General features: G+C 66.6%; 9 protein-coding genes. All 9 read left to right on the plus strand.

Going from position 1 to position 12,690, the window contains the following annotated elements; genetic code table 11:
• Positions 1 to 64 precede the first annotated feature (64 nt).
• The 9 genes from xdhA (at position 65) to QTH91_RS04895 (ending at position 12,568) form a co-directional block, all read left to right on the plus strand.
• A complete protein-coding gene (gene xdhA, locus QTH91_RS04855; RefSeq protein ID WP_286658885.1) occupies positions 65 to 1,687 on the plus strand; it encodes a xanthine dehydrogenase small subunit in 1,623 nt (540 codons plus the stop codon).
• Positions 1,688 to 1,689: 2 nt separating this feature from the next.
• Positions 1,690 to 4,113: a xanthine dehydrogenase molybdopterin binding subunit gene (gene xdhB / locus QTH91_RS04860; protein WP_286658886.1), complete on the plus strand. Its 2,424-nt coding sequence runs from the start codon at positions 1,690 to 1,692 to the stop codon at positions 4,111 to 4,113.
• Positions 4,114 to 4,218: 105 nt separating this feature from the next.
• Positions 4,219 to 5,160 (plus strand): LysR family transcriptional regulator, encoded by a 942-nt coding sequence (locus QTH91_RS04865; RefSeq protein ID WP_286658887.1) that lies wholly within the window; start codon positions 4,219 to 4,221, stop codon positions 5,158 to 5,160.
• 38 nt (positions 5,161 to 5,198) lie between these two features.
• Positions 5,199 to 6,500 carry an NCS2 family permease gene (locus QTH91_RS04870; RefSeq protein ID WP_286658888.1) on the plus strand — a complete coding sequence of 434 codons (1,302 nt, stop codon included), beginning with the start codon at positions 5,199 to 5,201 and terminating at the stop codon, positions 6,498 to 6,500.
• A 61-nt stretch (positions 6,501 to 6,561) separates the two neighbouring features.
• Positions 6,562 to 8,106, plus strand: coding sequence for an ABC transporter ATP-binding protein (locus QTH91_RS04875; protein WP_286658889.1), 1,545 nt, complete (start codon positions 6,562 to 6,564; stop codon positions 8,104 to 8,106).
• The gene (locus tag QTH91_RS04880) at positions 8,093 to 9,247 is read left to right on the plus strand and encodes an ABC transporter permease (protein ID WP_286658890.1); all 1,155 of its coding nucleotides are present in this window, start codon (positions 8,093 to 8,095) and stop codon (positions 9,245 to 9,247) included. Before QTH91_RS04875 ends, QTH91_RS04880 begins: the two co-directional genes overlap by 14 nt.
• An 8-nt stretch (positions 9,248 to 9,255) precedes the next feature.
• Positions 9,256 to 10,176: an ABC transporter permease gene (locus QTH91_RS04885; protein ID WP_286658891.1), complete on the plus strand. Its 921-nt coding sequence runs from the start codon at positions 9,256 to 9,258 to the stop codon at positions 10,174 to 10,176.
• A gap of 55 nt (positions 10,177 to 10,231) precedes the next feature.
• A complete protein-coding gene (locus QTH91_RS04890; RefSeq protein ID WP_286658892.1) occupies positions 10,232 to 11,404 on the plus strand; it encodes a BMP family ABC transporter substrate-binding protein in 1,173 nt (390 codons plus the stop codon).
• A gap of 114 nt (positions 11,405 to 11,518) precedes the next feature.
• Positions 11,519 to 12,568 (plus strand): adenosine deaminase, encoded by a 1,050-nt coding sequence (locus QTH91_RS04895; protein WP_286658893.1) that lies wholly within the window; start codon positions 11,519 to 11,521, stop codon positions 12,566 to 12,568.
• The last annotated feature ends 122 nt before the right edge of the window (positions 12,569 to 12,690 follow it).

Raw genomic sequence — 12,690 nt, forward strand, 5'->3', positions numbered from 1 at the left:
GACGCCGGATGCGCTGCCCGCTATGGTCGGGGTGGCCGGACAAACCGGCACGAGAGCCGCCACGATGAGCACCAATTCTTCCAACAGCACCGCGACGCAGCCGATCCGCTTCTACCACCAGGGCAGGGTGGTGGATGTCAGCGGCGTCCATCCCACCCGAACTGTCCTCGACTGGCTGCGCGACGATGCGCACTGCACCGGCACCAAGGAAGGCTGCAACGAAGGCGATTGCGGCGCTTGCACCGTGGTGATCGGCGAGCTGGCCGCACCCGGCACCGCCGGCGCCATCGACGGACTGGCACTGCAGACCGTCAACGCCTGCATCCAGTTTCTGCCTACGCTCAACGGCAAGGCGCTGTTCACGGTGGAAGACCTCAAGCGGCAATGCGCTACGGTCGAGCCGCCTGCCGCGCACGCCAACGGCACCAAGCGGCCGACGGTGCCACTGCACCCCGTGCAGCAGGCCATGGTGGAGTGCCACGGCTCGCAATGCGGCTTCTGCACGCCGGGCTTCGTGATGTCGCTCTGGTCGTCCTACGAGCATCACCAAGCTGACGGCACCCGGCCCAGCCGCCAGGCGCTGGCCGACGAGTTGTCCGGAAACCTGTGCCGCTGCACCGGCTACCGCCCCATCCTCGATGCCGGCCAGCGCATGTTCGACCTGCCTGCCGTGCGCCTGGATACGCGCCCGGTGGTGGCGGCGCTGCAGGGCTTGCGGGCCGAGTCGGGCTTCGAGTACAGCGCCCCGCTGGGTGCGCGGACCGACCGCTTCCATGCGCCCAGAACGCTGGACGAACTGGCCGCCCTGCGCGAGCAGCACCCGCGCGCCCAGGTGCTGGCCGGCTCCACCGACGTGGGCCTGTGGGTGAACAAGCAGTTCCGCGATCTGGGCGACATCATCTACGTCGGCGATGTGGCCGAGCTCAAGCGCGTGGAAGAACGACAGGGCGAGCAGGGCAACGAGCTCTACATCGGTGCCGGTGCTTCGCTGGAGGCGGCATGGTCCGCATTGGCCAGCCGCTTCGAAGGGCTGACCGACGTCTGGCTGCGCTTTGCCTCGCCGCCCATCCGCCACGCTGGCACCATGGGCGGCAACGTGGCCAACGGCTCGCCCATCGGCGACTCGGCGCCGGTGCTCATGGCGCTGGATGCGCAGATCGAGCTTCGGCAAGGTAGTCGGGTGCGCCGCATGCCGCTGTGCGACTTCTACGTCGACTACATGAAGAACAAGCTCGAGCCCGGCGAATTCGTGCAGGCGGTGGCCGTGCCGATGTCGGTGGCATCGCGCCGTGTGCGCGCCTACAAGATCAGCAAGCGCTTCGACTGCGACATCTCGGCGTTGTGTGGCGCCTTCTCGCTGGAACTCGATGACAAGGACTGCGTGAAGCAGGTCCGCCTGGCTTTCGGCGGCATGGCCGCGACGGTCAAGCGCGCGGCACGTGCCGAGGCGGCGCTGCTCGGACAGCCGTGGACCCAGGCATCGGTCGATGTGGCCCGCGTGGCGCTGGCCGAAGACTTCACCCCCTTGAGCGACATGCGCGCATCCGCCGCCTATCGCCTGCAGGTGGCGAGCAACCTGATCACTCGCCTGTGGATGGAAACCCGCTCGCAGGATGCATTGCCCGTGCAATCGACCAGTGTGTGGAGCGTGATGCCGCATGCCGTCGCCGGTGTGGAAGGAGCCTGAACATGAACAAGCCCGTAGATCCCCGCCTGCTGCAGAACGCCGAGGCCTTTGCCGACTACCTCGCCAACACGGCCGCGCGCATCGACGCCGACGCCGAGGCGAAGGCCCTGTCTCAGGGCAAGCGCGTGGGCATCAGCCGCCCGCATGAATCAGCGGCGCTTCACGTGGCGGGCGAAGCCACCTACGTCGACGACATTCCCGAGCTCACTGGCACCTTGCACTGCGCGCTGGGCCTGTCGCCGGTGGCGGCAGGCAGGCTCGCGGGCATGTCGCTCGACGTGATCCGCGCCATGCCGGGCGTGGTGGACGTCATCACCGCCAGCGACATTCCCGGCACCAACGACTGCGGCTCGATCATCCATGACGATCCGATCCTGTGCAGCGGCGACATCCGGCACCTCGGCCAGCCCGTCTTCGCCGTGATCGCGACCACGCGCAACGAGGCGCGCCGCGCCGCAGCGCGCGCCAAGGAAGTGCTTCAGGTCGAGCCGGCGGAGCCGGTGCTGACGCCGCGCGAGGCGCACGAGAAAGGCCGGTACGTACTGCCGCCGATGCACCTGTCGCGCAGCACGAACGAGGGTGGGGCGCGCGCTGCGATCGACCGCGCGCCGCACAAGTTCAAGACCACCTTCGACGTCGGCGGCCAGGAGCAGTTCTACCTGGAAGGCCAGATCAGCTATGCGATCCCCAAGGAAGGCGGGACGATGCTGGTGCACTGCTCCACCCAGCACCCGAGCGAGATGCAGCACCTGGTCTCGCACGCGCTGGCGCTGCATGCCAACGAGGTGCAGGTGGAATGCCGGCGCATGGGCGGCGGATTCGGCGGCAAGGAGTCGCAGTCTGGCCTGTTCGCTTGCGTTGCAGCCGTGGCGGCCCACAAGCTGCGCCGGCCCGTCAAGCTGCGCCCCGATCGCGACGACGACTTCCTCATCACCGGGCGGCGCCACTGCTTCTGGTACGAGTACGAAGTGGGCTACGACGACGATGGCCGCATCCTGGGCGTGGAGGTCACGATGGTCTCGCGCGCCGGCCATTCCGCCGATCTGTCGGGCCCGGTCATGACCCGCGCCATGTGTCACTTCGACAATGCCTACTGGCTGCCGGACGTCGACATGCATGGCTATTCCGGCCGCACCAACACGCAGAGCAACACCGCGTTCCGTGGCTTCGGCGGGCCGCAAGGCGCGATCGCCATCGAGAACATCATGGACTCCGTGGCCCGAAAGCTGGGCCGCGATCCGCTGGACGTACGCCGCGCCAACTTCTACGGCAAGGGCGAGCGCAACGTCACGCCCTACCTGCAGCCGGTGACGGACAACATCGTCGACGATCTGGTGGGCCAGTTGGAGGCGAGCAGCGACTACCGCGCCCGGCGGGTGGCGGCGGCGCAATTCAATGCGACGAGCCCGATCCTCAAGCGCGGGGTGGCGCTCACGCCGGTCAAGTTCGGCATCTCGTTCAACGTGGCGCACTTCAACCAGGCCGGCGCGCTGGTGCATGTCTACACCGATGGCTCGATCCTGGTGAACCACGGCGGTACCGAGATGGGGCAGGGCTTGAACACCAAGGTGGCCCAGGTGGTGGCGCATGAACTGGGCGTGCGCTTCGAGCGCGTGCGTGCCACCGCCACCGACACGAGCAAAGTGGCCAACACCTCGGCCACCGCGGCGTCCACCGGCGCCGACCTGAACGGCAAGGCGGCCCAGGACGCAGCCCGGCAGATCCGTGAGCGTCTCGCGGCGTGCGCGGCCGCTCGCCATGGCGGCAGCAAGGACGACGTGCGCTTTGCCAACGACAAGGTGCAGGTCAACGGCCGGGAGTTCGACTTCTCGACCCTCGTGGCCGAGGCCTATATGGATCGGGTGCAGCTGTGGTCCGACGGCTTCTATGCCACGCCCGGCCTGCACTGGGACCGCGAGAGCATGACCGGCCATCCCTTCTATTACTTCGCCTACGGCGCCGCCGTGGCCGAGGTCGTGGTGGATACGCTGACGGGCGAATGGAAGCTGCTGCGCGCCGACGTGCTGCACGACGCCGGCCGCTCGCTCAATCCGGCGGTGGACATCGGCCAGGTCGAGGGCGCCTTCATCCAGGGCATGGGCTGGCTGACCACCGAGGAGCTGGTCTGGCATCCCAAGACCGGCATGCTGTCGACGCACGCGCCCAGCACTTACAAGATTCCGACGGCCAACGATTGCCCGCCCGTCTTCAACGTGCGCTTGTTCGAGGGCGACAACTTCGAGGACTCCATCCACCGCAGCAAGGCCGTGGGCGAGCCGCCGCTGTTGCTGCCGTTCTCGGTGTTCTACGCGATTCGCGACGCGGTCTCGGCCGCGGGCGATCACAAGGTCGACCCGCCTCTGCGTGCGCCGGCCACCTGCGAAGCCATCCTGAACGCCGTCACCGCGGTCAGGGCCACCCACTAACCCCGTTCGAGATTGCCGCAAGCAGCCTTCGTCCCGGCATGTCCGGGCGGGGAGCTTGGAAGCGCGCTGTATAACTGGCCGCCAATTTGATCGATGCGGGCCGCCATGAGAGAACAAGCGCTTTTCGACAAGATCGACCTCCACCTGATCCGCGTGCTGCATACCGTGCTGACCGATCGCAGTGTCTCCCGCGCCGCCATACGGCTGGGCATGTACCAGCCGGCGGTGTCGGCGGCGCTCAAGCGGCTGCGTGACCTGGCCGGCGACCCGCTGCTGGTGAGATCGGGCAGCGGCATGGTGCCCACCGACGCGGGACTGCGGATGATCGAGCCCAGCGCGGCCATCCTGCGCGCGGCGGAAATGCTCTTCTCTGACGCGCGCGGCTTCGACCCGGCCAACTCGGACCGCACCTTCCGCATTGCCGCCAGCGACTACCTGGACCCGCAGTTCCTGCCGCAGCTGGTGGCGCAGGTGAAGGCGCAGGCGCCCTCAGCCTGCATCGAGGTCTATCCGCTCAGCTCCGACGCCGACTACCACGCGCACCTGGCGCAAGGCCAACTGGACGTGGTCGTCGGCAACTGGGCCAGGCCGCCTGAAGATCTGCACATGGCACGGCTGTTCGACGACGAGCTGGTCTCGCTGGTCAACCGCGACCACCCGGCCACGCGCCGCGGCTGGGACGTCGACACCTGGCTGGCGCTGGACCACATCGCGCCCACGCCGCTGCACCCCGGGGCGCGCGGCATCGTCGACCAGATGCTCGACGGCATGGGCCTGCGGCGCAACATCGCGGCGCGCTGCGCGCACTTCAGCCTCATTCCGGACATCGTGGCGACCAGCCTGCTGGTGCTGACCACGGGGCGCCAGTTCTGCGAACGCTTCACGCAGCGCCTTCCGCTGGCCATGCTCGATTGCCCCATCGCGCTGCCGCGGCTGGAGTACTACCAGCTTTGGCACGAGCGCACCCATTCCTCCAGTGCCGCGCGATGGCTGCGCGAGCGAATCAAGTCGGTCGCGGCCTCGCTGCGACCGCCCGACCCGAGCTAGCGATTCCATTCCAACAAACGAAAGACGGAGACAAGCAAATGGACCTGATCGAGAAGGTGTTCAAGCTCAAGGAGCACAACACCACCGTGCGCACCGAACTTGTGGCGGGGCTGACCACATTCCTGACGATGGCCTACATCATCTTCGTCAACCCCAGCATCCTGGGCGAGGCGGGGATGCCCAAGGGCTCGGTGTTCGTGGCCACCTGCCTGATCGCCGCGCTGGGCACGCTGATCATGGGCCTGTACGCCAACTACCCGATCGCGCTCGCTCCTGGCATGGGCCTGAATGCCTACTTCGCCTTCGTCGTGGTGGGGCAGATGGGCTACTCGTGGCAGACGGCGCTGGGCGCGGTGTTCGTGTCGGGCTGTCTGTTCCTGCTGGTCACGATCACCGGACTGCGCGAACTGATCGTGCGCGGCATACCGGTGTCGATCCGAGTCGCGATCACGGTGGGTATCGGGATGTTCCTCGCGCTCATCGCACTCAAGGGCGCAGGCATCGTCGCCGCGTCGCCCGCCACCTTCGTGACGCTGGGCGACCTGCACACGGCGCCGGTGGTGCTTTCGTCCATCGGCTTTCTGGTCATCGTCGCTCTCGACCGGCTGGGCGTGCGCGGCGCCATCCTCATCGGCATCCTGGTCGTGACGGTGCTGTCGTTCTTCTTCGGCGGCAACAAGTTCGGCGGCGTGTTCTCGGCGCCACCGTCGATCGAGCCGACGCTGTTCCAGCTGGACATCATGGGCGCGCTCAAGGGCGGCATCCTGAACGTGATCCTGGTGTTCTTCCTGGTCGAGTTGTTCGACGCGACCGGCACGTTGATGGGCGTGGCCAAGCGTGCCGGTCTGCTCAAGGAGGGCAAGATGAACCGGTTGAACCGCGCATTGCTGGCCGACAGCGGCGCCATCTTCGCCGGCTCGCTCCTGGGCACGTCGAGCACCACGGCCTATGTGGAAAGCGCAGCCGGCGTTCAGGCGGGCGGCCGCACGGGTCTGACGGCCCTCACCGTCAGCGCGCTGTTCCTGGCCTGCCTGGTGATCTCGCCGCTGGCGGGCTCGGTGCCGGCCTATGCGACCGCGCCGGCGCTGTTCTACGTGGCCTGCCTGATGCTGCGCGAATTGACCGAACTGGACTGGGGCGAGGTCACCGAGGCTGTGCCCGCCGTGGTCACGGCGCTGGTCATGCCGTTCACTTATTCGATCGCCAATGGCCTGGCCTTCGGTTTCATCAGCTATGCGGCCATCAAGCTGTGCACCGGGCGGGCACGCGAAGTGCATGTGATGGTGTGGATCATTGCCGCGATCTTCCTGTTCAAGTTCATCTACATCGGGGGCCACTGACACACCTGTGGCGAAAGACTCGCGAACGTCCCCTACCGACACACACCGATAATCGCCGCCAATGACGACCACGCCCAGACTCCAGCTTGCGAACATCACCAAGCGCTACCCCTCGGTGGTGGCCAACAGCGATGTGTCGCTGACCGTCTCGCCTGGCGAGACGCACGCCGTGCTCGGCGAGAACGGCGCCGGCAAATCCACGTTGATGAAGATCATCTACGGCTCGGTCAAGCCGGACGAAGGCTCGGTGCACTTCAATGGCCGGCCGGTGCTGATCCGCAATCCCCAGGAGGCGAGGGCGCTGGGCATCAGCATGGTGTTCCAGCACTTCAGCCTGTTCGACACCCTCACGGTGGCGGAGAACGTCTGGCTGGGGCTCGACCGCCACCTCACATTGGCGGAAGTGACGCGCCGCATCGTCGCCAAGGCGGCCGAGTACGGCTTGGACATCGAGCCCACCCGACCGGTGCATACGCTGTCGGTGGGCGAGATGCAGCGGGTGGAGATCATCCGCGCGCTGCTCACCGATCCGAAGCTGCTGATCCTCGACGAACCGACCTCGGTGCTGACGCCGCAGGCGGTCGAGAAGCTGTTCGTGGTGCTCAAGCAGTTGGCGGTCGAAGGCTGCTCGATCCTCTACATCAGCCACAAGCTGCACGAGATCCGCGAGCTGTGCACGGCCTGCACGGTGCTGCGCGGCGGCAAGGTGACCGGCGTATGCGATCCGCGGCAGGAGAGCAACGAGTCGCTTTCGCGCCTGATGATCGGCGCGGAGCCGCCGCCGCTGGAGCATCGGGCGGTGCACGCCGGCGACGTGGCCCTGGCGGTCAACAAGCTGAGCCTGCCGCGCGAGGACCAGTTCGGGGTCGACCTGGACGGCATCTCGCTGCAAGTGCGCGCGGGCGAGGTGGTGGGCATCGCGGGCGTTTCGGGCAACGGCCAGAAGGAGCTGCTCTATGCGCTCTCCGGCGAGGACACGCGGGCGCAGCCCGGTGCCGTCGAAGTGCTGGGCAAGGCGGCCGGTCGCCTGCATCCAAGACAGCGCCGGGCGCTGGGCCTGCACTTCGTGCCCGAGGAGCGCCTGGGTCGCGGCGCGGTGCCGACGCTGGGGCTGGCGCACAACCTGCTGCTCACCCGCGGCGAGTCGGTGGGGCGCGGTGGCTGGATCCGGCTGGGTGTGCTGGAGCGCCAGGCCACGGCCATCATCGACCGCTTCAAGGTCAAGGCCGGCGGACCGGGCGCGGCGGCGCGTTCGCTGTCGGGCGGCAATCTGCAGAAATTCATCGTCGGGCGCGAGATCGACGCGGGGCCCCGCGTGTTCGTCGTCTCGCAGCCGACCTGGGGCGTCGACGTCGGGGCCGCGGCGTTGATCCGCGGCGAGATTCTCAAGTTGCGCGACGCCGGCTGCGCCGTGCTGGTGGTCAGCGAGGAGTTGGACGAATTGTTCGAAATCAGCGATCGGCTCTACGTGCTGGCCAAGGGGCGCATGTCGCCTTCCATCGACCGGGCGAACGCCACGGTGGCCCAGATCGGGCAGTGGATGAGCGGCTTGTGGGATGGCGCCTCGGCGGCTGCCGGCAAGGAGGTGGCCCATGCTCAAGCTTGAGCCCCGTCCGCAGCTGTCGCGCTTCTGGAGCTACGGCTCGCCGATCCTGGCGCTGCTGATCACCGTGCTGATCGGCGTCGTGATGTTCGAGGCCCTGGGCAAGGATCCGTTGCGCGGTCTTCAGGTGTTCTTCTGGGAGCCCATCAAGAGCCCCTACGCGTTGGGCGAGCTGATGGTCAAGGCTACGCCGCTGCTCATCATCGCGCTGGGGCTGGCCGTGTGCTTTCGCTCCAACGTGTGGAACATCGGTGCCGAGGGGCAGTTCGTGTTCGGGGCCATCTGCGCCGGCGGCGTCGCCCTCATGGCGGACAAGAGCACCGGCGGCTGGATCGTCGTCATCATCCTGCTGGCCGGGGTTCTCGGCGGGATGGTGTGGGCCGGCATCGTGGCCTTGCTGCGCGAAAGGTTCAACGCCAACGAGATCCTGGTGAGCCTGATGCTGGTCTACGTGGCGACGCTGCTTCTGAGCTACATGGTTTATGGCCCCTGGAAAGACCCGCAGGGCTACAACTTCCCGCAGACCAAGACCTTCGAATCGATCACGCAGATCCCCCGGCTGTTCAAGGGCTCTCGGGTGTCCATCGGCCTGGTGCTGGCGCTCCTGGGCGTCGGCGCGCTGTGGGTGTTCCTGTTCCGCACCCGCGCCGGCTTCGCGCAGCAGGTGGGCGGGCTGGCGCCTGCGGCGGCGCGCTATGCGGGCTTTTCGGCACGGCGCGCCATCTGGGTCGCTTTGCTCACCTCGGGTGGTGCCGCCGGGCTGGCCGGCGCATTGGAAGTGGCCGGCCCGATCGGCCAGCTCAATCCGTACGTACCGGCCGGCTACGGCTTCGCCGCCATCATCGTGGCCTTCGTCGGACGGCTGCATCCGATCGGCATGATCTTCTCGGCCATTCTCATGAGCATGTTCTACATCGGCGGCGAACTGGCGCAGTCGCGGCTGGGGCTGCCCAAATCGCTCACGGGGGTGTTCCAGGGCCTGCTGCTGTTCACGCTGCTGGCCTGCGACACGCTGATCGTCTACCGAATTCGCCGCAAGGCCCAGCCGAGGCCGCAACTGTCGGGCGCGACCTCCCTGCAGGCGAGCACGCCGCTCACGGCGCAACAGACGCCGCTGGCCACCCCTCACGGATCCGAAGGCTGAGCATCGACATGGAAACCTACGCGCTGCTCCTGGGTTCGACCCTTTCCGCCGGCACCGTGCTGGCCATCGCCGCCCTGGGCCTGCTGATCAACGAGAAGGCCGGCATCGTCAATCTCGGCGCCGAAGGCATGATGCTGTGCGCCGCCATCGCCGGCTTCGCCGTGGTGGTGCACACGCACAACCCCTGGCTCGGTTTCGCCGCAGGCATGGCCGCCGGTGCGCTGATGGCGGCGTTCTTCGGTGTGCTGGTGATCTGGCTCAACACCAACCAGTACGCCACGGGATTGGCGCTGAGCCTGTTCGGCGTGGGCTTCTCGGCTTTCGTCGGGATCAAGTACGTGCAGGCCAAGCTGCCGCAGGGCCAGAGCTGGGAGATCCCCGGGCTTGCCGAGATTCCCTTCGTCGGGCCTGCGCTTTTCAAGCATCACCCGATGGTGTACTTCGCGGTGTTCCTTACTTTCGCGATGGTCTGGTTCCTGTACCGCACCCGTGCCGGGCTGGTGCTTCGCTCGGTGGGCGAATCGCCGGAGTCGGCGCATGCGCTGGGCTACCCGGTGCGGCGCATTCGCTTCATGGCCGTGCTGGCGGGCGGGGCGCTCTGCGGGCTGGCCGGCTCCTATCTGTCGACCGTCTACACGCCCTTGTGGGTCGAAGGCATGGTCGCCGGCCGCGGCTGGATCGCGCTGGCCCTGACCACCTTCGCCACCTGGCGGCCCGTGCGGGTGCTGCTTGGCGCCTATCTGTTCGGCGGCGTGACGATGCTGGGCTTTCACCTGCAGAGCGTGGGGGTCGACGTGCCCAGCCAGTTCCTCAGCATGCTGCAATACATCGCCCCGATCGTGGTGTTGGCCATCATCTCGCGCAATCCGGCGTTCATCCGGGTCAACATGCCCGCTTCGATCGGAAAGCCGTTCTACCCCGGCTCATAATCTGCGGTTCACAATTTTTGCTTTCTTGCTCTTTAGCCACTGAGGACTTCGATACATGACTGACCTGAACAAGCGCTCCATGCTCAAGCTGGCGGCAGTTGCCGCCGCCGCATCCGCCCTGGTGGCCTGCGGCAAGAAGGAAGAGGCGCCCGCGCCGGCCGCCGCGCCCGCCACCTCGGCACCCGTGGCTGCCGCTCCGGCTCCGGCCGCGGCAAAGCCGCTGAACATCGCCTTCGCCTACGTCGGCCCGGTGGGTGACGGTGGCTGGACCTTCGCGCACGACAACGGCCGCAAGGCACTGGAAAAGCAGTTCGGCGACAAGATCAAGACCGGCTATGTCGAGAGCGTGCCCGAAGGCGCCGATGCAGAGCGCGTGCTGCGCGACATGGTCGGCCAGGGCAACAAGATGGTCTTCGGCACCACCTTCGGCTACATGGAGCCGATGCTCAAGGTCGCCAACGACAACAAGGACGTGAAGTTCGAGCATGCCACCGGCTACAAGACGGCCGACAACATGCGCACCTACGACAGCCGCACCTACGAAGGCGCCTACATGGCCGGCATCATCGCCGGTGCCATGACCAAGTCCAACGTGCTGGGTGTGGTCGGCTCGGTGCCGATTCCCGAGGTGCTGCGCAACATCAACAGCTTCACCATGGGCGCCCAGTCGGTCAATCCGAAGATCACGACCAAGGTGGTGTGGGTCAACGAATGGTTCAGCCCGCCCAAGGAAACCGAAGCGGCCACGGCCCTCATCAACGGTGGCGCCGACGTGCTGTTCCAGAACACCGATTCGCCCGCCGTTCTCAAGACCGCCCAGGAAAAGGGCAAGCGCGCTTTCGGCTGGGATTCGGACATGACCGCCTACGGCCCGAAGGCCCACCTGGCTTCGGCCATCATCAACTGGGGTCCGTACTACATCAAGGCCGTGCAGGATGAGCTCGACGGCAAGTGGACGACCGGCCAGAGCTGGTGGGGCGTGAAGGAAGGCGCGATCGATCTGGTCTCCATCGCCGACGACGTGCCTGCCGACATCAAGACCAAGGTCGAGGAAGTCAAGAAGGGCCTGAAGGATGGCAGCTACAACATCTGGAAGGGTCCGATCGCCGACCAGGACGGCAAGGAGCTGGTGGCAGCCGGCGCCGTGGCCGACGACAAGTTCCTCTCGGGCGTGAACTTCTACGTCAAGGGCGTCGAAGGCAAGGTGCCGGGCGGCGAGAAGAAGTAAGGCCGACGGGCGCGCTGCCATCGCAGGCAGCCCGCCTGCCCGGTTCTTGCATCGAGGGTTGCCCTGGGCAACCCTTTTTCATTTCCAGAAAGCGCATCTCCCAAGGAGTCGACGATGAGCCCTTCACTTCCCCCGGTCGCCGCAGACCGACTGCCCGAACTGGTGCGTGCGCTGCCCAAGGCCGAACTGCACATGCACATCGAGGGTTCGCTGGAACCCGAACTCATCTTCGCCCTGGCTCAGCGCAACAAGGTGGAGATTCCCTACGCCGACGTCGAGACGCTGCGGCATGCCTACGCCTTCACCAACCTGCAAAGCTTCCTGGACATCTACTACGCCGGCGCGAGCGTGCTGATCACCGAGCAGGATTTCTACGACATGGCATGGGCCTATCTGAAGCGCGCCCAGGCCGACAACGTCGTGCACACCGAGATGTTCTTCGATCCGCAGACCCACACCGCGCGCGGTGTTCCGGTCAAGACGGTGATCGACGGCTTGCACCGTGCCTGCGTGGACGCGGGCCGGCAACTGGGCGTGAGCGCCTCGCTCATCCTGTGCTTTCTTCGCCACCTGAGCGAGGAAGACGCGTTCGCCACGTTGGAAGAAGCGCTTCCGCATCGCGACAAGTTCATCGGCGTGGGGCTGGACTCGAGCGAGGTTGGACATCCGCCCGAGAAGTTCGCACGCGTGTTCGCGCGCTGCCGCGAACTGGGTTTGCATCTGGTCGCTCATGCTGGCGAAGAAGGGCCGCCTGCCTATGTGTGGAGCGCGCTCGACGTGCTCAAGGTGGAACGCGTCGACCATGGCGTGCAAAGCAGCAAGGACCCGGCATTGATGCAGCGCCTGGCCGAGGAGCGCATTCCCCTCACGGTGTGCCCGTTGTCGAACCTGAAGCTCTGCGTGTTTCCCGATCTGGCGGCGCACAACATCAAGTCGCTGCTGGACGCCGGCCTCGTGGCCACCATCAACTCGGACGATCCGGCCTACTTCGGCGGCTACATGAACGAGAACTGGGTGCAGACCTTTGCAGCGACCGGCCTGGACGCACGGCATGCGTGGCAACTGGCAGCCAACAGCTTCGAGGCCAGTTTCATCGAGCCGCCGCAGAAGCAGGCCTACATGGAACGGCTGAACGAGGTGTACGCGCGATTCGCTGCGGGCTGAGGGCCCAGGAGGCGTGTGACGCCCCGTTGACCGACGGTTGGCCAAGGCCTTTAAGCCTGGTTTCATCGAACCCATGGGCTTGCTTGCCTAGAATGATTTCCCGACTGTCAAATCGGCGCGTC

It is taken from the genome of Variovorax dokdonensis (assembly GCF_030316895.1).
Classification (GTDB): Bacteria; Pseudomonadota; Gammaproteobacteria; order Burkholderiales; family Burkholderiaceae_C; genus Variovorax; species Variovorax dokdonensis.

Bases quoted from the DNA above. Each gene is read 5' to 3' on its own strand.
- QTH91_RS04870 (WP_286658888.1), top strand. From the start codon at position 5,199: ATGGACCTGATCGAGAAGGTGTTCAAGCTCAAGGAGCACAACACCACC.
- QTH91_RS04865 (WP_286658887.1), top strand. From the start codon at position 4,219: ATGAGAGAACAAGCGCTTTTCGACAAGATCGACCTCCACCTGATCCGC.
- xdhB (WP_286658886.1), top strand. From the start codon at position 1,690: ATGAACAAGCCCGTAGATCCCCGCCTGCTGCAGAACGCCGAGGCCTTT.
- xdhA (WP_286658885.1), top strand. From the start codon at position 65: ATGAGCACCAATTCTTCCAACAGCACCGCGACGCAGCCGATCCGCTTC.
- QTH91_RS04885 (WP_286658891.1), top strand. From the start codon at position 9,256: ATGGAAACCTACGCGCTGCTCCTGGGTTCGACCCTTTCCGCCGGCACC.
- QTH91_RS04875 (WP_286658889.1), top strand. From the start codon at position 6,562: ATGACGACCACGCCCAGACTCCAGCTTGCGAACATCACCAAGCGCTAC.
- QTH91_RS04890 (WP_286658892.1), top strand. From the start codon at position 10,232: ATGACTGACCTGAACAAGCGCTCCATGCTCAAGCTGGCGGCAGTTGCC.
- QTH91_RS04880 (WP_286658890.1), top strand. From the start codon at position 8,093: ATGCTCAAGCTTGAGCCCCGTCCGCAGCTGTCGCGCTTCTGGAGCTAC.
- QTH91_RS04895 (WP_286658893.1), top strand. From the start codon at position 11,519: ATGAGCCCTTCACTTCCCCCGGTCGCCGCAGACCGACTGCCCGAACTG.